The sequence below is a fragment of the Kitasatospora sp. NPDC086791 genome (assembly GCF_040685975.1).
In the GTDB taxonomy this organism is placed as follows: domain Bacteria; phylum Actinomycetota; class Actinomycetes; order Streptomycetales; family Streptomycetaceae; genus Kitasatospora.
Genome location: NZ_JBFBOC010000002.1, coordinates 397,703 through 423,164, shown reverse-complemented (window position 1 = coordinate 423,164; position 25,462 = coordinate 397,703). Strand labels below are relative to the sequence as shown.

At 73.9% G+C, this 25,462-nt stretch carries 21 protein-coding genes; 6 read left to right on the top strand and 15 right to left on the bottom strand.

Features of this window, described 5'->3' with window-relative positions; translation table 11 throughout:
- Positions 1–28: 28 nt before the first annotated feature.
- On the bottom strand, positions 29–754 hold the full coding sequence (locus tag AB0Q99_RS05810) for a response regulator (protein ID WP_363568846.1): 726 nt from the start codon (positions 752–754) through the stop codon (positions 29–31).
- On the bottom strand, positions 751–2,721 hold the full coding sequence (locus AB0Q99_RS05805; protein ID WP_363568844.1) for an ATP-binding protein: 1,971 nt from the start codon (positions 2,719–2,721) through the stop codon (positions 751–753). Before AB0Q99_RS05805 ends, AB0Q99_RS05810 begins: the two co-directional genes overlap by 4 nt.
- 154 nt (positions 2,722–2,875) lie before the next feature.
- On the opposite strand from AB0Q99_RS05805, the gene AB0Q99_RS05800 reads away from it, so the two are divergent.
- The gene (locus tag AB0Q99_RS05800; RefSeq protein ID WP_363568842.1) at positions 2,876–4,345 is read left to right on the top strand and encodes a cation:dicarboxylase symporter family transporter; all 1,470 of its coding nucleotides are present in this window, start codon (positions 2,876–2,878) and stop codon (positions 4,343–4,345) included.
- A gap of 126 nt (positions 4,346–4,471) precedes the next feature.
- Here the strand turns inward: AB0Q99_RS05800 and AB0Q99_RS05795 are convergent, their stop codons facing one another.
- The 9 genes from AB0Q99_RS05795 to AB0Q99_RS05755 form a co-directional block, all read right to left on the bottom strand.
- The gene (locus tag AB0Q99_RS05795) at positions 4,472–5,449 is read right to left on the bottom strand and encodes a hypothetical protein (RefSeq protein ID WP_363568840.1); all 978 of its coding nucleotides are present in this window, start codon (positions 5,447–5,449) and stop codon (positions 4,472–4,474) included.
- A 160-nt stretch (positions 5,450–5,609) separates the two neighbouring features.
- The gene (locus AB0Q99_RS05790) at positions 5,610–6,209 is read right to left on the bottom strand and encodes an RNA polymerase sigma factor (RefSeq protein WP_363568839.1); all 600 of its coding nucleotides are present in this window, start codon (positions 6,207–6,209) and stop codon (positions 5,610–5,612) included.
- Between the two features lie 285 nt (positions 6,210–6,494).
- On the bottom strand, positions 6,495–7,181 hold the full coding sequence (locus AB0Q99_RS05785) for an ATP/GTP-binding protein (RefSeq protein WP_363568837.1): 687 nt from the start codon (positions 7,179–7,181) through the stop codon (positions 6,495–6,497).
- Positions 7,162–7,509, bottom strand: a complete 348-nt coding sequence (locus AB0Q99_RS05780) for a DUF742 domain-containing protein (RefSeq protein WP_363569264.1) — start codon at positions 7,507–7,509, stop codon at positions 7,162–7,164. Before AB0Q99_RS05780 ends, AB0Q99_RS05785 begins: the two co-directional genes overlap by 20 nt.
- A gap of 200 nt (positions 7,510–7,709) precedes the next feature.
- A complete protein-coding gene (locus AB0Q99_RS05775; RefSeq protein ID WP_363568835.1) occupies positions 7,710–8,117 on the bottom strand; it encodes a roadblock/LC7 domain-containing protein in 408 nt (135 codons plus the stop codon).
- Positions 8,114–11,083, bottom strand: a complete 2,970-nt coding sequence (locus AB0Q99_RS05770; RefSeq protein ID WP_363568833.1) for a nitrate- and nitrite sensing domain-containing protein — start codon at positions 11,081–11,083, stop codon at positions 8,114–8,116. Before AB0Q99_RS05770 ends, AB0Q99_RS05775 begins: the two co-directional genes overlap by 4 nt.
- Before the next feature lie 196 nt (positions 11,084–11,279).
- Positions 11,280–12,209, bottom strand: coding sequence for an MHYT domain-containing protein (locus tag AB0Q99_RS05765; RefSeq protein ID WP_363568831.1), 930 nt, complete (start codon positions 12,207–12,209; stop codon positions 11,280–11,282).
- A 424-nt stretch (positions 12,210–12,633) separates the two neighbouring features.
- The gene (locus AB0Q99_RS05760) at positions 12,634–13,998 is read right to left on the bottom strand and encodes a cytochrome P450 (RefSeq protein WP_363568829.1); all 1,365 of its coding nucleotides are present in this window, start codon (positions 13,996–13,998) and stop codon (positions 12,634–12,636) included.
- A 151-nt stretch (positions 13,999–14,149) separates the two neighbouring features.
- Positions 14,150–15,217 (bottom strand): RNA ligase (ATP), encoded by a 1,068-nt coding sequence (locus tag AB0Q99_RS05755; protein WP_363568827.1) that lies wholly within the window; start codon positions 15,215–15,217, stop codon positions 14,150–14,152.
- A 442-nt stretch (positions 15,218–15,659) separates the two neighbouring features.
- Between AB0Q99_RS05755 and modA the strand changes: the two genes are divergently transcribed.
- The 3 genes from modA to AB0Q99_RS05740 all read left to right on the top strand — a co-directional run bounded on the left by modA (position 15,660) and on the right by AB0Q99_RS05740 (position 18,629).
- Positions 15,660–16,520, top strand: a complete 861-nt coding sequence (gene modA, locus AB0Q99_RS05750) for a molybdate ABC transporter substrate-binding protein (RefSeq protein WP_363568825.1) — start codon at positions 15,660–15,662, stop codon at positions 16,518–16,520.
- 104 nt (positions 16,521–16,624) lie between these two features.
- Positions 16,625–17,440, top strand: a complete 816-nt coding sequence (locus AB0Q99_RS05745) for an ABC transporter permease (RefSeq protein ID WP_363569263.1) — start codon at positions 16,625–16,627, stop codon at positions 17,438–17,440.
- Between the two features lie 109 nt (positions 17,441–17,549).
- Positions 17,550–18,629: an ABC transporter ATP-binding protein gene (locus AB0Q99_RS05740; protein ID WP_363568823.1), complete on the top strand. Its 1,080-nt coding sequence runs from the start codon at positions 17,550–17,552 to the stop codon at positions 18,627–18,629.
- Between the two features lie 183 nt (positions 18,630–18,812).
- Here the strand turns inward: AB0Q99_RS05740 and AB0Q99_RS05735 are convergent, their stop codons facing one another.
- Positions 18,813–19,952 (bottom strand): helix-turn-helix domain-containing protein, encoded by a 1,140-nt coding sequence (locus AB0Q99_RS05735; protein WP_363568821.1) that lies wholly within the window; start codon positions 19,950–19,952, stop codon positions 18,813–18,815.
- 87 nt (positions 19,953–20,039) lie between these two features.
- On the opposite strand from AB0Q99_RS05735, the gene AB0Q99_RS05730 reads away from it, so the two are divergent.
- Together AB0Q99_RS05730 and AB0Q99_RS05725 are read left to right on the top strand one after the other, a co-directional pair.
- Positions 20,040–21,101, top strand: coding sequence for a ferredoxin reductase (locus tag AB0Q99_RS05730; RefSeq protein WP_363568819.1), 1,062 nt, complete (start codon positions 20,040–20,042; stop codon positions 21,099–21,101).
- A gap of 7 nt (positions 21,102–21,108) precedes the next feature.
- Positions 21,109–22,227 (top strand): acyl-CoA desaturase, encoded by a 1,119-nt coding sequence (locus tag AB0Q99_RS05725; RefSeq protein ID WP_363568817.1) that lies wholly within the window; start codon positions 21,109–21,111, stop codon positions 22,225–22,227.
- A 660-nt stretch (positions 22,228–22,887) separates the two neighbouring features.
- Here AB0Q99_RS05725 and AB0Q99_RS05720 read toward each other — a convergent pair.
- The 3 genes from AB0Q99_RS05720 to AB0Q99_RS05710 all read right to left on the bottom strand — a co-directional run bounded on the left by AB0Q99_RS05720 (position 22,888) and on the right by AB0Q99_RS05710 (position 25,442).
- Positions 22,888–23,724, bottom strand: a complete 837-nt coding sequence (locus tag AB0Q99_RS05720; protein WP_363568815.1) for a peptidyl-tRNA hydrolase — start codon at positions 23,722–23,724, stop codon at positions 22,888–22,890.
- A gap of 137 nt (positions 23,725–23,861) precedes the next feature.
- Positions 23,862–24,368, bottom strand: coding sequence for a hypothetical protein (locus AB0Q99_RS05715; protein WP_363568814.1), 507 nt, complete (start codon positions 24,366–24,368; stop codon positions 23,862–23,864).
- 144 nt (positions 24,369–24,512) lie between these two features.
- Positions 24,513–25,442 carry a hypothetical protein gene (locus AB0Q99_RS05710; RefSeq protein ID WP_363568812.1) on the bottom strand — a complete coding sequence of 310 codons (930 nt, stop codon included), beginning with the start codon at positions 25,440–25,442 and terminating at the stop codon, positions 24,513–24,515.
- Between the last annotated feature and the right edge of the window lie 20 nt (positions 25,443–25,462).

The window sequence follows — 25,462 nt, the reverse complement described above, 5'->3', positions numbered from 1 at the left end:
GCGGCCGTACCGCCGGCGCCCGGAGCGTTCAGACCTTCGCCTTCCACCGGTAGCAGAGCTCCGGCCGCCCGACGTTCCCGTACTGCGGCTCCCGCACCGCCCGCCCGGTGTCCACCAGGTGCTCCAGGTAGCGCCGCGCGGTGATCCGGGAGACCCCGGCGGCGCTGCCCGCGGCCGCCGCCGACAGTCCGGTCGCGGCGTCCCGCAGCACGGAGGCGACGGTGTCCAGGGTGGGTGCGCTCAGCCCCTTCGGCAGGGTGCTGCGCTCGGGGGTGCGGAGCAGGGCGAGCGCCTGGTCCACCTCGTCCTGGCCGGTCGCCTCGCCGGTGCGGCCGAGGCTGTCGCGGTAGCGGGCGTAGCGCTCCAGGCGGTCGTGCAGGGCGGCGGCGCTGAACGGTTTCAGCAGGTACTGCACGACGCCCGCCGAGACCGCCTGGCGGACCATGGCGAGGTCGCGGGCCGAGGTCACCGCGATGACGTCGGTGCCGTGGCCGGCGGCGCGCAGCGTGCGGCACAGCTGCAGGCCGTGGCCGTCCGGCAGGTAGAGGTCGAGCAGGGTGAGGTCGACGGGGGTCCCGGCGGCGCGGGCCCGGTCCAGGAAGCGCAGAGCGTCGGCGCAGCTGTGGACGGTGCCGACGGCGCGGAAGCCGGGTTCGCGCTCGACGTACAGGGTGTGCGCGGCGGCCGCCACCGGGTCGTCCTCGACGACCAGGACGGAGATCCCGGCCGGGCCGGCTCCGTCGCGCGCGGTCATGCCGGGACTCCTTCCGGCGCGCGCCCCGCCCGCCCGAGCCCGTCCGGCTCCCGCGGCTCACCCGGCTCCTGCGGCTCCCGCACCTCCCCCGGCTCCCCGGACCGGCGGGCCAGCGGCAGCCGGACCGTGAGCACCGCGCCCCGGTCCCGGCCGACCTCGACGGTGCCGCCGTTGCGCCGGGCGGCCTGGGCGACCAGTGCCAGCCCGAGGCCGTGCCCGCGGCCGTCCTGCTTGGTGCTCCAGCCGCGCCGGAAGACGTCCTCGACGGTCGAGGGGGCGATGCCCGCGCCGGTGTCGGCGACCCGCAGCAGCAGGCAGTCGCCGCCCGCGCCCGCACCACCGCTGTCGCGCGAACCGTCACCGCGTGCGCCGTCACCGCGTGCGCCGTCACTGCGGGAGGCGTCGCTGCGGGAGGCGTCACTGCGGGAGGCGTCACTGCGGGAGGCGTCACCGTGCGGGCCGGCCCCGCATGCGCCGGCCCCGTCGATCCGCGCCGTGACGGTGACCTCCGGCGGCACGGGGCTCTGCGCGGCCCCGGCGATGGCGGCGTCCACGGCGTTGTCGATCAGGTTGCCGAGCACGGTGATCAGGTCCCGGGCGGAAAGCCCCGGCGGGAGCACCCCGTCGTCGATCCGGCTGTCCTCGGTGAGGGTCAACTCCACGCCCCGCTCGGCTGCTTGGGCCGCCTTGCCGAGCAGCAGCGCGGCCAGCACCGGCTCGCTCACCGCCGCGACCACCCGGTCGGTGAGCTGCTGGGCGAGTTCGAGCTCGGCGGTGGCGAACTCCACCGCCTGTTCGTGGCGTCCGAGTTCGATCAGCGAGACGACCGCGTGCAGCCGGTTGGCGGCCTCGTGCGCCTGGGCGCCGAGCGCCTCGGTGAAGCCGCGCACGGAGTCCAACTCGCCGCTGAGCGACTGGAGTTCGGTGTGGTCCCGGAAGGTGACCACCCGGCCGAGGCCGGTGCCGATGGTGGAGGTGTTGAGCACCACGACCCGTTCGGCGGTCAGGTGCACCTCGTCCCGGACCGGATCCTCGCCCAGCACGGCCGCCACCAGCGCCTCCGGCAGCCCCAGCCCGGCCATCGGCCGTCCGTCCACGTCACCGGTCAGGCCGAGGAGCTCACGGGCGGCGTCGTTGCACAGCACGACCCGGTGCGAGCGGTCGAGCAGGACAAGCCCCTCGCGCACCGAGTGCAGCGTGGCCTGGTGGTACTCGTAGAGGTGGCTGAGCTCGTCCGCTCCCATGCCGTGAGTGTGCCGCCGCAGACGGGAGTTGGCGAGGTAGGTGCCGACGCCGCCGAGCGCGAGCGCGGCCACCGCCACCCCGACCAGGGCCATCAGCGGGCCGCTGAGCTGCGCGGAGATCGACTCGACGGTGAGGCCCGCACTCACCAGCGCGACCACCCGGTGCCGGTCGTCCCACACCGGCGTGACCACCCGGACGGACGGACCGAGCGTGCCGGTGTACGTCTCGCTCCGGGTCTGCCCGGCCAGCGCCCCGTCGATGTGCCCGAGGTAGCGCTTGCCGATCTGCTCGGGCAGCGGGTGGGTCCAACGCACGCCGTCGGTGTCCATGACGGTGATGAAGGAGACGCCGGTGTCCGTCCGCACCTGCTCGACGTACGGCTGGAGCACCGCGGTCGGGTCCGGGCCGGTCACGGCCGCCCGAACGGACGGCGAGTCGGCGACGGCGTGGGCGACCGCGGTGACCTGGCGGCGGGCCGCGTCCTCGTTCCGGTCGGCGGTGAAGAGGTACGCGAGCACCGCACCGCCCGCGACCACGGCGGCGACGATCACCACCTGCACGACGAACAGCTGCCCGGCCAGGCTGCGGACCAGTCGACGGGGCAGTCGGCGGGGCAGCGGACGGGACGAGCGGAACAGCGGCAGTCGACGGGGCAGCGGGCGGGAGAGACGGGACAGGGGGAACCGACGGCGCCGGGCGGTGGGGGCGGTGCGCTCGGACATGCCAGCCAGTGTGCACCACCGGAGGCGCGGCCGACCCCGGTGCACCGGCCGTGAACTCTATGAACGCAAACGTGACCCCCGTCACGCCCCGGCCCCATAGTCGGATCGGCCCACCACCCGGGGCCGCCAGGACTGCAGGGCGAAGGAGCCGCAGATGTCGATCGCTGGAGCCGCAACGGCGGGGGGACCCAGACGCAAGGACCGGACCCACTACCTCTACCTCACCGTGATCGCCGCGGTGGTCTCGGGTGTGGTGGTCGGGCTGGCCGCCCCCGGCTTCGCCGTGGAGCTCAAGCCGGTCGGCACCGGCTTCGTCAACCTGATCAAGATGATGATCAGCCCGGTGATCTTCTGCACCATCGTGCTGGGCATCGGCTCGGTGACCAAGGCGGCGAAGGTCGGCAAGGTCGGCGGCCTCGCCCTCGGCTACTTCCTCGCCATGTCGACCGTCGCACTGGCCATCGGTCTGGCCGTCGGCAACCTCCTGGAGCCCGGCGGCGGCCTGCACCTGACCGCCGCGCTCGCCAAGTCCGGCCACGCCCAGGCCGCGGCCGGCGGCGCCCAGTCGACCACCGACTTCCTGCTCGGGATGATCCCCGACACCATGTTCTCGGCCCTCACCCAGGGCAAGGTGCTGCAGACCCTGCTGGTCGCCCTGCTCACCGGCTTCGCCCTGCAGGCGATGGGCCCGGTCGGCGCCCCGGTGCTGCGCGGGATCGAGCACGTGCAGCGGCTGGTCTTCCGGGTCATGGCGATGATCATGTGGGTCGCGCCGATCGGCGCCTTCGGGGCGATGGCGGCCGTGGTCGGCGCCACCGGTACGGCCGCGCTGAAGAGCCTCGCGGTCATCATGATCGGCTTCTACCTGACCTGCGCGCTGTTCGTCGTCGTGGTGCTGGGCACGCTGCTGCGCGTGGTCGCCGGGGTCAACGTGTTCGCGCTGCTGAAGTACCTCGGCCGCGAGTTCCTGCTCATCCTCTCGACCTCCTCCTCCGAGAGCGCCCTGCCCCGACTGATCGCCAAGATGGAGCACCTGGGCGTCAGCCGCCCGGTCGTCGGCATCACCGTGCCGACCGGCTACAGCTTCAACCTCGACGGCACCGCGATCTACCTGACCATGGCGTCGATCTTCATCTCCGAGGCGATGGACAAGCCGATGTCGATCGGCGAGCAGCTCTCGCTGCTGGTGTTCATGGTGATCGCGAGCAAGGGGGCGGCCGGGGTCACCGGCGCCGGCCTGGCCACCCTCGCGGGCGGACTGCAGTCGCACAAGCCCGCGCTGGTGGACGGGGTCGGCCTGATCGTCGGCATCGACCGCTTCATGTCCGAGGCCCGCGCGCTCACCAACTTCGCGGGCAACGCCGTCGCGACCGTGCTGATCGGACACTGGACCGGTGAGCTCGACACCGAGCGCGCCCGCCGGGTGCTGGCCGGCGAGCTGCCGTTCGACGAGCTGACCCTGGTCGACAGCCACGGCGCCGGGAGCGCCGGCGCCGGAAACCCGGCACCGGAGGTCTCGCCCGAGGCCGCCCCCGGGAACACCCCTGCAGTCGCCCCCGCGGTCACCGCCGCGGTGGCCCCGGAGGCCGTCCCCTCCCACGACACCGAGCCCGCCGCCGCCTGAGCGGCCGCGCGTTCCCCCGCACTCCCCCGGCCCGGCGCCTCCCACCAACCCCCGGAAACGGCGCCGGGCCGGGGGTCCTCCCGTTCCCCGACCCCGCTACGACCGGCTGCCCTCACACCCCCGCGATCACAGCTCCTGCGAGCCGCTGACCGCCCAGGCCACCCCACTGGCCGGATCCTCCAGCGCGACGTGCAGGTGGTGCAGCCCGGCCGCCGGCTCCTGCCAGGTGAAGCAGCGCATCCGGTCCACCAGCGCGTTCACCTCACCCGGCGCCGACCCGTCCGCCCCGGCCATCGCGACCAGCGCCCGCCACAGCCCCAGCCGCCCGTGGGCGCAGCCCTGCGCCCGTCCGACGGCGGCGGCCCGCACCAGGGCCGGGTAGGCGAGCGCGAACGGCAGGTACCCGCCGACCACCCGTCGGCCGCGGGCCAGCAGGGCGGCCGCCAGCGGGGCCTCGCCGCGGACGCAGACCACCCGCGCCCACGGCGCCAGCGCGCCCAGTTCGGCGAGTGCCCGGGTGATCCGCTGCCCACCGGGCCGTCCGTCCGTCCGCGTGACCGGCGCCGGCAGTGCCACCTCGCCGAGGCCCTCCCGGGTGGCCGGCAGGGTCAGCAGCGCGCTCCGCGCACCCCCGCCGGGCAGGTACTCCCGCACCCGGGCCGACTCCTCCCACCCCGCCGCCTCCCACGGTTCCAGCCGCAGCGGCACGCCCTCCGGGTCGGGTTCGGCCCCGTACGAGAGGTCCTCGCCGAGCAGCACCCGGGTGTGCGCGACCAGGCGGCGCACCGGCGCCGGGCCGAGCAGCGGGGCCAGCCGCAGCCAGGAGTGCCGGGTCGCCAGCACCTCCCAGAGCGGTCCGGCGTCGTGGTCGGCCACCCCGGCGACCGTCCCCTCGCCGCCATCCCGATCGAACAGCCGGACGGCCAGCTCGGGCGGCGCGGCGTAGGCGATCAGATGACCGAGCGGCGCGGTCAGGGACGCCGCGGCCTCCTCCCCCGCTTCGACCACGGCGGCCGCCCGGCCCTGCCGGTAGGCGGCGAGCAGCTCGTGCCAACGGCCGTCCTCGGCCAGGGCGCGCAGGCGGTGGTCCTCGTACGTGATCACGATTTTCAGCGTACGGGCCGGGGCGGCACATCACCTGACTTGCCGTCAGCTCGGTGCGTCGGGCCGCCCCCCTCGCGGGCGGACAGCGGCGCAGTAGGCGGCGGTGTCGACACGGCACGGTCGGCGGCGGCGCGTGGGCGCCCGGTCGGTCCGGCGGGCGCTATCCGCAGCCCCGTTCGCGCTCCCGTTCGAGGACGGCGCGCAGCCGCCCGTGGGCGCGACGACGGGTGACGGCCAGGGTGCTGCGGTGCAGCCCGAGCAGTTCGGCGGCCTCGTCGACGCTGTAGCCGTCGAGGTCGACCAGCGCCACCGCCCGGGCCTGCTTGGCGGTCAGGAGGCCCAGCAGCCGGACGACCTCCCAGCGCGCCTGCAGCTCGGCCGTCCCGCCCACCCACGGATCGGACGCGGCACGGTCCCGTTCGACCCTCGCGACCGCCTCCGGCACCTCGGGCATCGGGATCCGCCGACGCTCCCGGCGCCACTGGTCGCGCAGGATGTTCACCATCGTGGTGAACGCGTAGGCGTACGGCTGCGGATGGCCGAGGAAGCGTTCCGGGCGACGGGCGATCCGCAGGTACGCGTCGTGGACGACGTCCCCGGCGGCGAGCGGATTCCCGGTGAGCGAGGCGGCCGCCTGCTGGAGCCTGGGCAGCAGGTCGGTGAACACCCGGTTGAATTCGGCCGATTGACCGCCGGCCCCGCGCGGGCCGAAGCCCCTTTCCGGCTCGGTGTCCATCCATCGACCGCTGCAATCCGCCATGCCGCTCTCCCCGGGAATCGGCACCCCGAACACCCGATCGGGCCTGGTCGCAGCCCAATCGGACGCATTGTGACACAGGTCACATCATAGTCCGCCGCCTCACTCTGCGCAGTCGTTCGCGAGCAACACGTCACCGATCGGGCAGGGAGGGAAAGTTCGCAACGGATAACAGATGACAGCGAACAGATTTCGAAATCTGTCATCTGTTCGCTGAAGTCTGTCATCTGAACTCTGAACGCTGTCAGCCGTCAGCCGTCAGCCGTCAGCCCCCGCCCCGACGCCGCCTCACCCGAAACCCGTCGGCGCGGCATCCGCGAGCAGCCGGGCGGCACGCACCCGGCCGGCGTGTTCGACCAGGTTGATCAGCACCTCCTTGCCCGACGAACGGTGGCGCGCGTCGCAGAGCAGCACGGGCGTACCGGCGTCCAGGTCCAGCGCGTGGGCGACCTCGCCCGGACCGAACTCCCGGGCCCCGGCGAAGCGGTTCACCGCGACCACGAACGGGATGCCCCGGTGCTCGAAGAAGTCGACGGCCGGAAAGCAGTCGGTCAGGCGCCGGGTGTCGGCCAGTACCACCGCACCCAGCGCGCCCTGGGCCAGCTCGTCCCAGAGGAACCAGAACCGGTCCTGTCCCGGGGTGCCGAAGAGGTAGACCGCCAGGCCCTCACGGATGGTGATCCGTCCGAAGTCCATCGCCACCGTCGTCGTGCTCTTGCGCTCCACGCCGTCGAGGTCGTCCACCCCGCGACCGACCTCGGTCAGCCGCTCCTCGGTGCGCAGCGGGCGGATCTCGCTGACCGCGCCGACCAGCGTCGTCTTGCCGACCCCGAAGCCGCCCGCCACCAGGATCTTGAGGGCGAGCACGCTGCCGACGGGGTCCTCCGCCGCGAATGCCCCGGACGCCCCGGACGCCCCGAAGGACTCGGTCGGATCGGACCGGCCGGACCGGTGGTCAGAGTGCGCGGAGTCCATGGACGACCTCCTGGAGGATGCGCTCGTCGGAGAGCAGGGCGGGCGGGACGGGGCGGTTGACCCGGATGAGCCCGGCCGCCAACAGGTCGCCGAGCAGCACGCGCACGACGCCCACCGGCAGGTCGAGTTCGGCGGCCAGCTCGGCCACGGACAGCGGCGTGCCCCGGCACAGCGCGAGGATGCGCGCCTGCTCCGGACCGACCGGCGGATCGGACGCGTCCGGGGCGAGCGCCGGGTCGGGCAGGTCGCAGACGACGACGGCGATCAGGTCGAGCTTCCGCTCACCGGCCCCGGTGCGCCCCCGGGTCATGGCGTACGGGCGGACCAGGGGGCCGGCCTCGTCGTCGTACCAGCGGGCCCGGTGGGCGGCGGCGAGCGGGTTACGGGGCGGGCCGCCGGGCTCGGCCCGCGGATGTTCCGGACGTCGGCCGGGGGGCGGGCCCGCCGGAAACGGGACCTCGGGAAACGGGCCCCCGGGCGACGGCCCTTCGGAGGACGGGCCCTCGGGCGACGGACGGGGCACCGGGCTCACCAGCCGTCCACCGCATGCGGCACCGTGCTCAGGTGCTCCCCGACCCGGCGGACCAGTCTGGCCATCTCGTAGGCGAGCAGACCGAGATCGGCCCGGGCGTCGGCGAACACGGCCAGGCAGGTGCCCTCCCCCGATGCCGCGACCAACAGGTAGCCGCCGTCCAACTCCACCATGGTCCGCCGGACTTCGCCCGCACCGAAGTGCCGGCCGGCGCCCTTGGCCAGCCCGTGGAAGCCGAAGGCGACGGCCGCCAGGTGCTCACCGTCCTCGCGCGGGCCGGCCGAGGTGCCGACGACCAGTCCGTCGACGGACAGCATCACGGCGAACCGCACCTCGGGGGCGCGCCGGACCAGTTCGTCGAGGAGCCGGTTCAGCTCGCCCACACGGTGGGTGGTGCCGATCACGGGCGATCTCCTTGGGGTCGGGGCGGGGGCAGCGGGCCACGCGGGCCCTGCGTCGGCGGCGGATCGGCGGGCGGCTGATCGACGGGCGGCCGAGTGGCGGGCTGCCGAGTGGCGGGCCGAGCGCCGGATCGGTCCATGAGCCGGTCGTCCGGCCCGTCGTCGGGGCGCAGGCCGCGCACCCACCCGTTCTGGAAGGCCGCCATCACCGCACGCGCCGCCTCGGGGCTGCGGCTCCCGGTGCTTTCGGATCTGCGGCGCCCCGGACGCCCAGGATGCTCACGATGCTCAGGACTCCCGGGACGCTCAGGACTCTCGGAACTGCGGCTCGCCGAGCCGCGCCCCGAGGTCCCCGTACCGGGCGCCGCCGCCGGACCGGAGGGAGCGGTGCCCGTACGGCGGGTGTGCGGGCCCGGTCCGGCCGGTGCCCCGCGCAGTTGCGGAGCGAGGTTCGCCTGGCGGGTCCGGCGCGGCAACTCCTCGGGCCCCGGGTCGAGTCGGCGCTCACCCGGCCCCGGGGCGGCCTCCGGCCCCGTGCGGTACGGCTGCGGCGGCCCGGACTGCGGACGGGCGGCCGCACCCGGGCCCCCGTCCGCAGCCGGACCTGCCGCCCGGGCCCCGGAGGCCCGGAGGGGAGTGCGGCGCACCGGCCCGGGGTCGCTCCCCCGGGCGCCGAACGGCAGCAGCGCCCCACCCTCCGGCAGCGGCCCACCCGCCGCCGGAAGTCCTGTGTTCCCGGTGTCCCGTGGGCCGTCCCCGCCGCCCGTCGGGGCGAACTCCCGGTCGTGCCGGCCCGGGTGGGCGCCGCCGACCGGAACGGAGGCGCCGGCATCGACCAGTGGGACATCCAGCTCGGGCACGGGGTCGTACGGTTGACGCCAGCCGTCCGCCGACTCACCGGCCGACCAACCCGCTGTCCGAGCCGCTGTCCGACCCGCCGACCGGCCGGCTGCCCAGCCCTCCGCCCGGCCCGCCGTCGCGTCGGCCAGCAGCGCGGTCGGCAGCAGGACCACCGCGGTGATGCCGCCGTACGCGGAGGTCACCAGCGAGACCTTGACGCCCTGCCGCCGGGCGAGCCGGCTGACCACGAACAGGCCGAGCCGGTCGCTGTCGAAGAGGTCGGTCTGCGCGGCGGCGGCGATCCGGCGGTTGGCCGCGCCCATGGCCTCCGGGCCCATGCCGAGGCCGCGGTCCTCGATCTCCAACGCGTAGCCGGTGCCGACCTGTTCGCCCCGGATGCGCACCCGGGTGTGCGGCGGGGAGAAGCCGGTGGCGTTCTCGACCAGTTCGGCGATCAGGTGGGCGAGGTCCGCGACGGCGTGCCCGCCGACGGCGGCGTGCGGCAGCGGGTGCACCTCGACCCGGGCGTACTCCTCGACCTCCGAGACGGCCGCGCGCACCACGTCCACCAGCGGGACGGGCCTGCGCCAGGCCCGGCCGGGCGCGGCACCGGAGAGGATGATCAGGCCCTCGGCGTGGCGGCGCATGCGGGTGGTGAGGTGGTCGAGCCGGAACAGGTCGGCCAGCTCGGACGGGTCCTCGGTGCGGCGCTCCATCGCGTCCAGCAGGGTGAGTTGGCGGTGCACCAGGACCTGGCTGCGGCGCGCGAGGTTGACGAACACCCCGGAGACCCCGGACAGCACCTCGGCCCGCTCGACCGCCGCCGTGACGGCCGCCCGCTGGACGGTGCCGAGCGCTCGGTGCACCTGGCCGATCTCGTCGTCCCGGCCCGTCGGCCGCGGCGCCTCCGCCTCGATGTCGACCTCCTCACCCTCCCGCAACTTCTGCATGGTGGAGGGGAGTTTGCGACCGGCCAGCTCAAGTGCCCGGTTTCGCAGGCCGATCAGGTCGGTCACCAGGTCGCGCCCGATCTGCACCGAGATCACCAACGAGGCCGCCGCGCCGACCAGGCCGAGCAGCACCGCCGCGCCTGCCGGGGTGAACAGGCCCAGGGCGTAGGGGTTCTGGCGCTCGGCGGCGACCCGTCCGGCCTGGTCCTCGACGGCGCGCAGGCCGCTCGCGACGTTCCCGGCGACCATCGCCCACCGGTCCGCCGGCACCGCGGCGACGGCCGTCCGACCGTCGGCGGCCGCCCGGACCTTCTCCTCGTACCCGACCAGCTCGCGGTGATCCGGTCCGCCGGTGACGGCCAGCAGCGCCTCCCGGTCGGCGGGACGCAGGTCGGCCGGGCGCAGGTCGGTGGCGGAGCCCCGCTCGAACTCCCGCCGGGCGAAGGCCGCACCGGAGAACTCGCGCAGTTGGTCCTCGCCGAGCGCGCCGGAGAGCTGGGCCGCGCGCAGCAGCGCGTCCTCGCGGGCCAACAGCTCGCGGGAGCAGGCCAGTTCCAGCAGCACCCGGGTGTCGGCAGCGGCCGGGTAATGCGGCTGCGACTGCGGCGTGACGGCGCCGGCTGCGGCGAGGGCCCGGTCGACCGCCTCGCCGTACGCGAGGTACACCTCGGGCCAGCCGATGCTGCGGGCCAGCACCCGGCCGCGCAGCTCGGGCAGGGCGGCGAGGGAGGCGCCGAGGGCGTCCAGGCGGGCGGCGGCGTCGGCGCCGAGACCCTGGGCGTCGGCGCGGTTGTAACCCTCGTCGGGGTGCCGGGGATCGGGGAACAGCGGGGTGATCGCGCGGTCGGTGGCGGCCGCGGCCGTGCGCAGGGCACTTTCCCGGGCGGCGGTGGGTGCGCTCGCCGGGGTCGCCAATAGCTGTCCGGCCGCGGCACGTTCGGCCTGCAGCCCGGCGACCGTGTCGGCGACGGGGGTGAGCACGGTGCGCTGGGCGTCGCGCTGGCGCAGCAGGTCCCAGACGCCCTGGGCGGTGGTGACGATGGCGAACCCCCACAGGGCGACGATCGAGACGACCGGGACCATCAGCAACGCGATGATCCGGGCGCGGACGGTCCTGGGGCGCAGTCCGCGCAGCCCACGCAGTCCGTGCAGTCCGTGCAGCCCGTGCAGTCCGCTCAACCCTCGCAGCCCACGCGGCCGGGGGCCTGGGTGGGGCGGGCGGGCGAGCGGCCCGGTGTGGGCACCGCGGCGGGTACCGGGGGCGGCACCGCGGTCATCTCGCATGGGTGAGGAGCCTTTCGGGCAGGAACGAGGGCGGAGGCCGACGCGACGGAGGCAGCAGAGCGAGCGGAGGCGGCGGAGTAGGTCCTGTCGCTCAGGCCACGCGGTCGTGCCGCTCCGGGTCGTGGCGCTCGGCGCCGACTCCGGGCCCGGCTCCGGACCCGTCCCCGAGTCCGTACACGGGTCCGTCCGCGGCTCCGACGCCGGGGAAGGCGATCTCCTGCGGTCCGGGCTCCGGGCGTGCGACCGCGGCGGGGAGCTCCTCGATGCCCAGTTCGCCCGCCTCCCGGTAGCCGGCCCGTTCCTGCGCGGTCGGCGAGAGCGCGACGAAGGCCGAGGCGAGGAACAGGGACGAGCCGAGGCCGACGGCCAGCGGGAAGACGAACTCCACCGCGCTGGCCCCGCCGAGGGCGGTCCGGATCGGCTCCAGCCGGACGTGCACGGCGGCCATGCCCGTGTAGTGCATGCAGCTGACGGCCAGGCCCATGGCCAGCGCGGCGGCCCCGGCCGCGTAGCCGTTGCGGACGGTGACGGCGGCCCAGAGCGCGGCGGTGGCGGCGCCGACCGCGACCAGTACGGACAGGGCGACCGTCCCGGCGTCGTAGCGCAGACCGGCGTGCATCCGTACGGCGGCCATGCCCAGGTAGTGCATCGCGGCGACACCGAGGCCGGTGGTGACGCCGCCGGCCAGCAGGGGGAGGCCGCGGTGCCCGCCGTAGCAGACGACGGTCAGGCCGAGACCGGTGACCAGCACCGCGACCGCGAGGCTGAGGACGGTCAGCGGGACGTCGTAGCGCAGCTCGGTGCCGTCGACGGTGAAGCCGAACATGGCGACGAAGTGCATGGTCCAGATCCCGGAGCCGATCGCGGCGGCCGCCGTGACCAGCCAGTTCCGCCGGGCGGCACCGCTCGCGGCCAGACCGCGCAGCGTGCAGCGCAGCCCGAGGGCGGCGCCGGCGCAGGCCATCAGGTACGACAGGGCGGGGCTCAGCCAGCCGAGGCTGAGGTGGTTGAGAGTGCCCATGGGACCTCCGGTCGACCGGTCGGGCCCGGGGCGGTACGCGGTGCGCCCGGGCTCCCCGGGTCGGGCGGACTCCGTGCGACCGGCGGCGAGGGGCCGTCAGGTCCGCGGGGACCGGGTCTCGTCATATGCCAGCCGCACGTGCGCCTTCGACCTGGGGTGCGTGGGACGCTATCGAGAGGCCGGAAACGGCCACCCGAAGATCTGAAAAGCTGCCCGCGAGCGGCGGGCGATGTGTTCGAATAACCCGGTCGTCTGCCCGGACAGCGGACGGCGATCGGTGGGACAACGGGCGGCGAACAACGGACAGCGAACAGATGACAGAGTTTGAATTCTGAAGTCTGAAAGCTGAAATCCGAAGGTTGTCATCTGTCCGCCGAGCGCCACCCGACGACCACCGCCGACCGCCACCGCGCCCCCGTCCGCGTCAGCCTCCGGCCGTCACCCGGATCCGCATCGGACTCGCCGCCCGCAGCGTGATCCCCTGGGCGAGCGCCACCCGCCGGTCCACCGCCTCCACCTCGAAGTCCCGCAGCAGCAGCCCCAGGGTCAGCACCGACTCCAGCATCGAGAAGTGCTGCCCGATGCACGCGCGCGGCCCGCCGCCGAACGGGAACCAGGCGTAGCGGTGCCGGCTCTTCTCCTCCTCCGGCAGGAAGCGGTCCGGGTCGAAGCACTCCGGATCCACCCAGTGATCGGGGTGCCGGTGGGTGACCAGCGGCGCGACGACGACCTGCGCCCCGGCCGGGATGGCGTACCCGCCGATGACGGTCCCCTCGACCGCCCGCCGGCCGACCAGCGACGCCGCCGGATAGAGCCGCATCGCCTCCTTCAGCACCCGGGTGGTGTAGGGCAGCGCCTCCAGGTCCGCCGCCGTCGGCGACCGTCCGGCCAGCACGGTCCGCGCCTCCTCCCGGGCGAGCTTCCGGTGCCCGGGGTGCTTGGCCAGCAGGTGCAGCGCGAAGGCCAGCGAGGTGGCCGTGGTCTCGTGCCCGGCGATCAGGAACACCAGGACCTGGTCCCGGAGTTCGGCCGGGTCCAGCCGCTCCCCGTCCTCGCCGCGCGCCCGTCCGAGCAGCGTGAGCAGGTCGTCCGCGTCCGCCTCGCCGCCTCCGCGCGCGGCCCGCTCGGCGATGATCCGGTCGCAGACCTCGTACAGCGCCCGCTGGGCTTCGAGGCCGCGCCGGTTGCCCGGGGTCGGCCAGGTGCGCGGGACGCGGACCGGGGCGAAGCCGCGCTCCTTGACGTACTCCCCGAGCACCGGGAAGTTGCGGTGCACCACGGCCACCGTCTCCTCCACGTCGGCGCCGAAGAGGATCCGCGCGACCGTCCGCATCGCGAACCGGGACATCTCCTCCGCCGCGTCGACCACCCCGCCCGGTGCCGCCCGCCAGCGCTCGGCGAGCGACTCCGCCTCCCGCGCGACCGCGCCCGCGTAGCCGTCCACCCGGCGGCGGGTGAACAACGGCTGGACCAGCCGTCGTTGACGCTGGTAGTCGCCGTCCTGGCTGGTCAGCAGCCCGTTGCCGACGCTGGTCCGCAGCTCGTCGTAGAAGGCGCTCTCCTTGCGGAAGTTGGCCGCCTCGCCGGCCAGCACCTGCTGGACACCGTCCGGGGAGAACACCGCGTAGAACTCGGCCCGCAGCCCGGGTGGGCCGGCCTGGAGCCGCACCACGTCCCCGTGGTCGCGGCGGGCGGCGAGGTAGGTGCGCAGCGGACGGCGGGTGAGGTCGAACAGCGACCCGACCAGCGGGTTTCCGGCCGGTCCGGGAACGGCGGTTTCGGTGGCCATGTGCGACTCCTTCTGCAAAGGAATGCCCACCGCCGACTGTACTGACGGGTAGCCCGTGCGGGAAGGTGCGGGCACCGCCCGCGCACGGGTCACCCGTGTGCAGGGGCCTGCACAGGACACCCAGGCGCAAGGGCCACCCGTGCGCACGGGCCTACTCGTACTCGGTGCCGCCCTTGCGCGTCAGGTAGGCGTCACTGACCACCTTGGCGATCGCCCGCCCGCCGGTCACCGGGCTCCAGCGCTCGGCCACCGGCCGCACCACGACGCCCTCGCGCAGGTGGAGCCGGCGCCCGGAGAAGGTCTCCCGGCCCTGCGCGTGCCCCAGCACGGTTTCCGGGTCGAACGGCCCGCGCCACAGCTCGGGCACCAACGGCAGCTCGCCGTCCAGCAGTTCGGGCGCGGACAGCCAGGTCAGCTGCCCGTCCACCACGGCCGAGACGTCGAACGCCGCGAACCCGGGCCGCTCGGTGCGCGCGGAGACCCCGTAGCTCAGGTCCTGCACGCCCTCGCCGAAGACCTCACCGAAGATGCCGACCCGCTCGGCACCGAGCCGCTCCGCCAGTCGGGCCGCCACCGCCGGGATGTCGTACGCGCGCACCGCCCGCCAGTAGACGTTGCGCTCGTCCTCGGCGAGTGACAGCCCCTGCGCGCCGATCCCCTTGGACGACACCTGCACCTCGCCCGTCCCGGCGGTGTACGTGACCAGGCAGCAACTGCCGTGCAGCTTCTCGGTCAGCACCACCGGCTCGCCGGGCTCGAAGACGTCGGGATAGCGCTTGAGGTTCTCGATGTCCACCCAGGGCAGCAGGTCCGGGGCGCTGAGCACGTCACCGCTCATCGACGTCGGTACCGGGGGCTGCCACTTGACCACGCCGAGCAGTTCGGCGAAGTCCGCGCCCTGCTCGGCCGCCGCGCCCAGGTCGGTATCGGCGAGCGCGGCGGGCCGGCAGACGATGCCCTGGGACAGCTCGCCGCGCAGCCGTACCGCCTTCACCCGGTTCGCCGACGAGCCGGCCAGTTTGCCGATCAGGCCCAGCTCCGCGATCAACTCATCGGGCAGGACGGACTGTTCGGGGATGTAGACAGCGAAGTCGCCGGTCCGGTACACGCCCTTCGCGACCACCGCCCGGTAGAGGCCGACCTGTGCGAGCTCCAGCGCATCGGCATTCGGGTGCTCCAGGATGGTCAGCTTCTCGGCGGTGACGCGCAGCGTGGACATGGGCGGACTCCTTCCCTCGGCTCGACCGGGGCGGCACACTTCCACCGCCCGGCCGCGTACCCGGATGCGTGCGGGCACCGATGTGCGCGCACGGATACGTCCGGGCATATGTGTACAGATACACGTACGGATGTCCGTGTGTACGGACGGCGACCACTCTGGCCCCTCGGCCGCCCTCGGCGCGACGCATTTTCGGCACGTCCTCCCACGTCACCCCGGCGCCCCACCGCCCTCGACGGCCGCCCCCACGGCCCTCGACGGCTGCCCCACCGCACCCGTTCGGGCCATCCCACAGCAGCCCCGAGACCACCGCCCGCCAACGGCTGTGCAAAGCGACAGGGGATTTATCGCTCGCATTTGCGGCACTATGATCGCCGTCATGGCCGCAGTTGCGGCCGGTCCCTCGCGCCCCTCCCGGCGCGCACCCGGAGGGGAAGCACCGATGAGCACCCGCACCACCGGCACCACCCGCAGAGTCGCCGTCGCCGCCGCAGCGACCCTCGCCCTGAGCCTCGGGGTCACCGCCTGTGGCAGCGACAGCGGCAAGTCCGCCGGCGCCACGGCATCGGACGCCGCGAACGCCGCCACCTCGAACGCCGCCGCTACGGGCAGTGGCGTGCCGAAGGCGAGCGGCGCCATCACCGTGTTCGCCGCCGCCTCGCTCAAGGAGAGCTTCACCGAGCTCGGCAAGAGGTTCGAGACCGCCAACCCGGGCAGCAAGGTCACCTTCAACTTCGGCGGCAGCTCCAGCCTCGCGACCAGCATCAACTCCGGCGCCCCGGCCGACGTGTTCGCCGCCGCCAGCCCGGCCACCATGAAGACCGTGTCCGACGCGGGCGGCGCGAGCGGTCAGCCGGCGACCTTCGTCAAGAACACGCTCACCATCGCCGTCCCCAAGGGCAACCCCAGGCACGTCGCGGGCCTCAAGGACCTCACCGCCTCCGGCGTGAAGGTCGCGCTCTGCGCAAAGGAGGTGCCCTGCGGCGCCGCCGCGCAGACCGCGCTCAAGGCCGCCGGGCTCGACCTCACCCCGGTCACCCTGGAGCAGGACGTCAAGGGCGCGCTCACCAAGGTCGAACTCGGCGAGGTCGACGCCTCACTGGTGTACAGGACCGATGTGCAGGCCGATGCTGCGAAGATCGACGGCGTGGACTTCCCCGAGGCCGCCAAGGCCGTGAACGACTACCCGATCACCGCGCTCGCCAAGGCGCCGAACAAGGACGGCGCCGCCGCGTTCGTCGCGTACGTCCAGTCGCCCGAGGCCACGCAGGTGCTGACCGCGGCGGGCTTCCAGGCACCGTGAGCGACCGCACCACCGGCTCCGCCGGGAACCACCCGGATCTGAACCGCCCGAACCCGACGGTCGGCGGCCCGACGGTCGGCGGCGCGGCAGGAACGGCGCAGGCCCTGCCGCGCCGCCGACGCCGGCACAGGACGACGGGTACCACCAGCGTCCCGGTCACCCTGCTGCTCCCGGCGCTGCTCGGGCTGGCGTTCCTGGTCCTCCCGGTGGTCGGCCTGCTGGTCCGGGCGCCGTGGAGCGACCTGTCCGAGCAGCTCGCCGGCACCGCCGTCTGGGACGCGCTGCGCCTGTCGCTGATCAGCGCGACCGCGGCCACCGCCGTGTCCCTGGTCCTCGGGGTCCCGCTGGCCTGGCTGCTGGCGCGCACCGAGCTGCCGGGCCGACGGGTGATCCGGGCACTGGTCACCCTGCCGCTGGTGCTGCCCCCGGTGGTCGGCGGCGTGGCGCTGCTGCTGGTACTCGGACGGCGCGGGATCGTCGGCTCCTGGCTGGACTCGGCCTTCGGCCTCACGCTGCCCTTCACCACCACCGGGGTCGTGATCGCCGAGACCTTCGTGGCGATGCCGTTCCTGGTGATCAGCGTCGAGGGCGCGCTGCGCGCCGCCGACCCCCGTTACGAGGAGGCCGCCGCGACCCTCGGTGCCTCCCGGCTGACCGCGTTCCGGCGGGTCACCCTGCCGCTGATCGCACCGGGGATCGCCGCCGGGGCCGTCCTGGCCTGGGCCCGGGCGCTGGGCGAGTTCGGTGCGACGATCACCTTCGCGGGCAACTTCCCCGGCCGCACCCAGACCATGCCGCTGGCCGTCTACCTGGCCATGGAGTCCGACCCGCAGGCCGCGATCGCACTCTCCCTGGTGCTGCTGGTGGTCTCCGTCGCCGTCCTGGTCGGCCTGCGCGACCGCTGGCTGTCGGCCCCGTGACGCGCCCTGCCGCGGCGCCGCCCACGACGGCGCCCACGCCCGCCGTGAGCCCGTCCGCGCCCGCCCGCGTCGCCTCGGACACCCCTTCGAACGCCTGGATGCCGACCCGATGAGCACCGAACCCCTCCCGAGCACCGCCGCCCTCGACGCCCGGCTGCGGGTCGACCGCCCCGCGTTCACCCTCGACCTCGCCCTCACCGCCGCCCCCGGCGAGGTGGTCGCGCTGCTCGGCCCGAACGGCGCCGGCAAGTCCACCGCGCTGCGCGCCCTCGCCGGCCTGCTCCCGCTCACCGACGGCCACCTGCGTCTGGACGGCCGCGCCCTGGAGGACCCGGCCGCGCGCGTGCACACCCCCGCCGAGGAGCGGCCGGTCGGCGTGGTGTTCCAGGACTACCTGCTGTTCCCGCACCTCAGCGCCCTCGACAACATCGCCTTCGGCCCGCGCTGCCAGGGCCTCCCCAAGCGCGCCGCCCGGGCCGAGGCCGCCGCCTGGCTGGAGCGGATGGGCCTGGCCGACCACGCCGCGGTCCGCCCCGGCCGGCTCTCCGGCGGCCAGGCGCAGCGGGTGGCGCTGGCCCGGGCGCTCGCCGCCCGCCCCCGGCTGCTCCTGCTGGACGAGCCGCTGGCCGCCCTGGACGCCCGCACCCGCCTCGACATACGGTCCCAACTGCGGCGCCACCTGGCCGAGTTCGAGGCGGTGGCGGTACTGGTCACGCACGACCCGCTGGACGCGATGGTGCTGGCCGACCGGCTGGTGGTGATCGAGCACGGGCGCGAGGTGCAGTCCGGCACCCCGGCCGAGGTCGCCCGGCGGCCGCGCACCGACTACATCGCCCGCCTGGTCGGGCTGAACCTGTACCAGGGCCGGGCCGAGGGCACCCGGGTCGCGCTCCCGGACGGCACCGTCCTGGCCACCGTGGACGAGCTGGACGGCCCGGCGTTCGTCGCCTTCCCGCCGTCCGCCGTGACGCTCTACCGGGAGCGCCCGCAGTCGAGCGCGCGCAACCTGTGGCAGGCCGAGGTCACCGGCCTGGACCTGCACGGCGACCGGGTCCGCGCCGACCTGGCCGGCAGCCTGCCGATGGCCGCCGACCTCACCCCGGCCGCCGTCGCGGAGCTGGAACTGGCCCCCGGGACGACGGTCTGGGCCTCGGTCAAGGCCACCCAGACCCACGCCTACCCGGCCTGAGCCACCGCCGGCCGCACGCTCGCCGGGCCATATCGACAAACGGCGAACAGATGACAGATTTCAGATTTCAGATTTCGAAATCTGTCATCTGTTCGCTGACATCTGCCACCCGCCGACGATCACGCGCGCGATCGCTATCTCCTGGCCCGCTCGGGACGCAGTCGTGGACGGTCGAAGTGCGCGTCAGCCGACCCGAAGACCCACCGCCAGGGTCAGTTCAAGGACCCGGTGCGGCGATGCGAGATCCGGAAACAGCTCCCGCAGCTGCGACACCCGGTACCGGACTGTCTGAGGATGGACGAACAGCGCCGCCGCCACCTCGTCCCGCCTGCCCTGGTGCAGGAGCCACGCCCGCAACGTCTCCTCCAGCCGCCGTGCGGTCGTGACGGGCAAGGTCCGCAACGGTGCGAGGGCCCGGGCACGCAGGTCCGCGAACGCGTCCATGTCGGCGCTCAGCACCAGCTCGGGCAGGTGGGCCTCGGTGTCGCGAATATCGGAGGAGAGGGAGCGCGCGCGTACGGCTCGTGCGTACGAGGCGGCCGCACGAGTCCATGGCCGGGCCGGGCCGACCACGGCGGTGCGGTCGGTCAGCTGCCGCAAGAGGTGTGGTCGGTCGGCATCGGGGACGAGCAGCACACCGGTGGCGTCGGGCAGATCGTCGAGGACGAGGGTGCTCGGGTCGAGCGTGCGGTAGGCGGGCCGGGCCTGGGCGGCGGGCAGCAGGACCGCGGTCAGCGAAACCGGGGGTTGCCACCCGGCCCGTTGAACAGAGGCCAGCAGCACGTCCGGGCTCGCGTCGGCGAGGAGGTCGCGGGCCAGGTGTTCCAGGTGGCGCTCGTGGGCCCTGCCCCGGGCGGCCAGCTCGTCGGCATGGCCCGCGGCGCTCGCGGCGGAGAGCTCGTCGATGTAGGCGAAGGTCAGCTCGGCGAACTTGGCGACCTCGGCGGCGGGCAGACCCGCGGGTACGGCACCCGCTGCCAGGCATCGCCAGGCCACGCGGGCGCCGACGCGGTAGGCGCTGAGCAGGGCGTCCATCGAACGGCCGTCGCGCACCTCGCCGCGGCCCAGCTCGTAGGCCGCGTCACCGGCGTCGCCACCCGTGGCGTTCCCGCTCGCGAGGTCCAGGTAGTGCCCCAGGGCGGTGCGGACGGCTCGGCGGATGGTGCCACCCATGCGGCCCGAAAGGGCGTTGGCGTAGGGAGGGACCTCGTCGATGATCGCCTCGACGACCTCGTCGGCGGTGGCCGTCAGCGCGGCCCGAAGCGCGGTGACCGTCGTCTCGTCCAGGACCAGCTCGCTGGCCCTCCGGATTGCATGGCTCACGTTCTTGTTCCCTGCGAACAATTCAGCCGACCAGATTTACGTCCTACGGTCAGGACTTTACGCCCTGAGGCGCAGCAAGCTGGAGTCATGACGAGTGCAGCCCTCCGCAGCAGGGCGTGGAAACTGCTGGAGATGGTCACGACGCCGCTGCTGCCGTCGGACTACCTCGACTTGGTCAGCCCGCTGCGCGCGGGCGCCGACCTGCGCGGGCGCATCGAGGCCGTGCACCCCGAGACGGGTGACGCCGCGACCGTCGTGATCAGGCCGGGACGGGGCTGGCGCGGCCACACGGCCGGTCAGTACGTACGGATCGGGGTCGACGTCGACGGGAGGCGCCTGTGGCGTGCCTACTCCATCACCTCACCGACAGACCGCCGGGACGGCCGCATCACGATCACCGTGAAGGCGATCCCGGACGGCAAGGTCAGCAACCACCTCGTCCACAGGGCGACACCGGGCACGCTGATCCAGCTCGACCAGCCGACCGGTGACTTCGTGCTGCCGCGTGCCAAGCCCACCAAGGTGCTCTACCTGACGGCCGGCAGCGGCATCACGCCCGCGATGGGCATGCTGCGCGACACCGCGTTCGACGACGTCGTCATGGTCCACTGCGCGCCACGGCCGCAAGACGTGATCTTCCGCAACGAACTGCATGACCTGGTCGCGGACGAGAAACTGCGCCTCACCGAGGTGCACACCGACACGGACGGCAGGCTCGACATCGCCCGTCTCGGCGAACTCGTGCCGGACTGGGCCGAGCGCGAGACCTGGGCTTGCGGGCCCGCGGGCCTGCTCGACGCCGCAGAAGAGCACTGGATCGAGCACGGCGTCCAGGATCGCCTGCACACCGAACGCTTCCGCCCCCGCATCGTCGTGGCCGCGGACGGCGACGGCGGCGAGGTCACGTTCAGCGCCACCGGCAAGACCGTCGACGCGAACGGCGCCACGCCGTTGCTGGAGGTCGGCGAGGAGGCCGGCGTGCTCATGCCCTCCGGGTGCCGCATGGGCATCTGCTTCGGCTGCGTCACGCCGCTCAAGGCGGGCGCCGTCCGCGACCTGCGCACCGGCGAGATCACCGAGGCCGAGCCGGGCGTCCTCATCCAGACCTGCGTGTCCGCCGCGGCGGGCCCCTGCGACATCGAACGGTAGAAGCACCTTGACCGCTATCGACCCCACCGCCCATCTGACCGCGGAGCAGATCGAGGAGCTCGGCCGCGAGCTGGACGCGATCCGCGACGAGGTGATCGCCGGCCGCGGCGAGAAGGACGCCGCCTACATCCGCAAGGTCATCTCGGCGCAGCGCAAGCTCGAGCTGGTCAGCAGGGGCGTACTGCTGTTCTCGATCTTCCCGCCCGCGTGGCTGCTCGGCACCGCCGGCCTGTCCGTGGCGAAGATCATGGACAACATGGAGATCGGCCACAACGTCCTGCACGGCCAGTGGGACTGGATGCGGGACCCGAAGATCCACTCCACCACCTGGGAGTGGGACCACGTCTCGCCGGCCGAGCAGTGGAAGCACTCGCACAACGAGCTGCACCACACGTACACCAACGTGATCGGCAAGGACAACGACCTCGGCTACGGCATCATGCGCGTCGACGAGGACCAGAAGTGGCACCCGTTCCACCTCGGCCAGCCGCTGTGGAACTTCGTCAACGCCTGCTTCTTCGAGTACGGCATCGCGGCGTACGACCTGGAGCTCGGCAAGAACCTGCACAAGCGCCGCCGCAAGGACCCGGAGTTCCGCGCGCGGGCCAAGGCCGTGGGCCGCAAGATCCGCAAGCAGGTGCTCAAGGACTACGTGATCCACCCGCTGCTGTCGGGCCCGTCGTTCCTCACCACGCTCGCCGCCACGTTCACCGCGAACCTGGTCCGCAACATCTGGTCCCACTCGGTGATCATGTGCGGGCACTTCCCCGAGGGCGTGAAGGTCTTCGAGCGCAACTCGGTCAAGGGCGAGACGCGTGGCCAGTGGTACCTGCGCCAGATGATGGGCTCGGCGAACATCAGCGGCAGCAGGGCCATGCACTTCATGACCGGCAACCTGTCGCACCAGATCGAGCACCACCTGTTCCCGGACCTGCCGAGCAACCGGTACGCCGAGGTCGCGGTGAAGGTGCGCGCGCTGTTCGAGAAGTACGAGCTGGAGTACGTCACCGGGCCGCTGCCCAAGCAGGTGTTCTCCGCGTGGCGCAAGGTCGTCCGGCTCTCGCTGCCGAACAAGAAGCCCAAGGTCAAGACGCCGGACCGCGAGCAGGAGCTCGTCGCGGCCTGATTCCCGGCATTGGTTCTCCGGGTGTGATGACGGTGCCTGGACGACCGGTCGCGGCAAACCGAGGAGGCAGCCCGACTTCCCATGACGTCGTACACCTCCCACGGCCCCGGCCAACCGGATCGGGGGGTTCCACACTCACCAAAGGCCGGTGCGCGGGTCCGGGGGCCGAAGCTCAACAGCCTCCTTGAACGGCTCCACGAGGGCCTCGGCGGTTGGCGCCTCTTGCGGGCGAGGAGTTCGGTGTTCCCGCTGGCCAGGGTGGTGCGTCCGCCGTAGGAGTAGTTCTCGCCGGGGCGGGAGACGTAGGCGAGCAGGACGGGGCCAGCACCTGCCGGGCCTTCCCGGGTGGGGCCGGTGGCCGGGGCGGCGGGGGTGGGTGAGCAGGCGCTCAGGTGGGTGCCGGTGGCGCACCGTCCTGCGCGCCCCGGGGTTCAGCTGTCGAGGCGGCGCACCTACGAGACCACCCGACTCACCGCCGACGACGGCCTCTACCTCATCCTGTGCGCCGTCCCGCCCGGCAGCCGCGACGCCGAAACCCTCGACCTCCTCGCCGGCTGGAACAGCCCCATCCCACGAACGGGCCATCCACACGGAGGACTTGACAGGAAATCCTCGTGAAAGCCCGAGGCCTAGCTGTCAGGTCGGAGCAGCGTGGTGCGTTCACGAGCGTCGTAGGCGCCCGACGGGGCAGTAGCGTGTGCCTCCTTCGAGTGCGACAGTCGGCCCGGGGGCGATCTCGGTGAAGCCCGCGTCATGGACCACCGGCAGGCCGCTGCGGACGAGGTCCTCCCACGCAGCCGGCGTGGCCGTCCGGACCGCCAGCGCGAAGCCGGACTCCGCCCATTCCTTGCGCTGCGCCTCGTCCAGCCGCCACCAGGCGAGCTGGGCGGCGTGTCCGGTCTGTGCCATCGTCTTGCCTGCGCTCATCTCCAGCTCCGGGTTGAGCCACAGCACCGGCAGCCCGGGCTCGGGAGCCCCGACCTCGGCCGTCTCCTCCAGATCCGTCCCGGAGACCTGCAGTTTGGCGAGCTCCTTGGGCCAGCCGTCCAGCGGAACCGGCGGGAACACCCGCACCTCCGCCTCCCGCCCCCGCACCGTGACGCCCGGCAGCTCGCCCGCCCGCCGCCACTCCCCGCCCCGGGCCCGCCGGACCACCTTGCGGATCCGGGCGTCCTCCCAGGCCGCGACCCGCTCGGCCCACTCGCCGTCCGGCTCGGTCACCCGCCGGTCGGCCAGCAGCGTGAGCACGGCCCGGGCCGAGGTCTCCAGCGCGTCCGTCCGCCCCGGCGGGGTGGCCCGCTCCAGCCGGACGAGCAGCGGCAGCACGTACTGCGGCCGCGCGTCGCGGCCCTCGGGGGCCGGGAAGTCGCCGGAGCCCGCGGCAGCCGGGGAAGGCGCGACCGGGGAAGGCGCGACCGGGGAAGGCGCAGCGGGGGCAGGCGCAGCGGGCGAGGAGGACGGGGGAACGGGAGCCGGGGCATCGAACGGAGAAGTCACCCGTCCAGCATGCCAGTCCAGCCCCACGCGGCTCGGCCCACCCCGTTCGCGCTCCCCTTCACCCCGCACGCTCACGGTTCGCCCCGCACGCTCACGGTTCGCCCCGCACGCCTCCGCGCGCCCCCGTCCGCCCCGGCTCAGCGCAACCGCTGCCGCAGCTCGTCCACGGCCGCCCGGATCCCCGCGCTGTAGACGTCCGCGGGCAGCGCGTCCAGGCTGCGCACGGCCCGCTCCAACTGCTCGCGCGCGAGGTCGGGCTCACCGAGCTTGAGGTGGTCCGAGGCCAGGTTGAGGTGCAGTGAGGGGTAGAAGGCACGCACCTGGAGGGCCGGTTCGTAGGTCTGGGCACGCTCGACCGTCAGCGAGTCGGCGGCGGCCAGGGCCCGGCGGTCCCACTCCAGCTCGGCCCGCGGGTCCTCCTGCAGATCGGCCAGATAGTGCGCCAGCACGCAGCGGTGGAAGACGTCCCGCTCCCCCAGCTCCTCCCAGAGCGCCTCGAAACCGGCCCGTGCCTCGGCCGTCCGTCCGCGCTGCGCCGCCCGCACGGCGTCCAGTCCGAGCGCGCTCCGGGCCAGCGCGGGCCCGTCCCCACCGGCCGGGGGTTCGTCCGCCCGACCGGAACCGACCGGGGACGCATCGTGCATACCAGACACATCGGACATGCCCGCAGCCTAGCCGCCCACCCGCCGAACCGCCCCGCCCGTCCCGGCCGCCCGGGGTCCGGCCGGCCGACCGACCAGCCCGACGCACCCGAAGTACCCGACGCGCCCGACGCGCCCGACGCCCGGTCAGCGCCGGTAGCCGCGCTGTGGGTCCCGCTCCTCCGCGTCCTCGTACATCAGGAACCAGCCCTCCGGGTGGGTGGCCGCCAGCAGCATCTCCGTCCGCTGTTCCGAGCCCAGCTCCGGGTCGCCGTCGTCCGGCCCGTACACGCCGAACAGCTCGTCGTTGCAGCCTTCCCAGTCGTAGTCGTAGAGGTCGGCCGGGAGGTCGCCCATCATGTCCGCCACCGACTCGGGCTGCGCGCCGAGCAGCGCCCGGGCGTCCACCAGCGCCATCCGCAGCGCGATCTCGTCCGCCAGGCAGCGCGGCAGCGGCCACTCGCCGAGCGCGAGGTCGTCGGCCAGGTCGTCGAAGGCCCGGGCCATCGCGCGGCGCCAGCTCCGGTGCATCCGCCAGGTGCGCTGGGGCAGCCGGGCGAACACCGTCCAGTCGGCGTCCTCGCTGTCGGCGACCGCCTCGTCCCCGTGCTCGTCGAGGTCGTCGTAGGCGGCGTCGGCCAGGCCGAGCAGCTGCGCGTGGAGCAGGCAGGCGGTGCGCGGAGTGAGTGTCCAGTCCGCGCCCGCGCCGCCGTCCTCCTCCTCGCTCTCCAGCGGGAACAGCTCGGCGAAGTCCGGCGCGAAGTCCTCGGTCACGCTGATCTCCAGCGTGCCGCCGATCGCCTCGACCCCGGGGATGGCGGCGACCAGCCGGTCCGGGTGCAGCAGCGCGCCGAGCGCCGCGTTGGCGTCCTCGGCGACCTCGCGCAGCAGTTCACGGCGCTGGCCCGCCGGATCGATGCCCTCGAAATCCAGTTCCTCGACGGCTCTGATCGCGGCCGCGCGCAGGGCCGGCCAGTCGGTGATCCGCAGGCCCAGCACCACCGTCGCCTCGATCTCCTGCGCGCCGGAGTCCTCCGCCGCGCCCGGCCCCTGTGGATGATCGCTTCGCTCGCCCATGGGGCTACGGTACGGCTTTT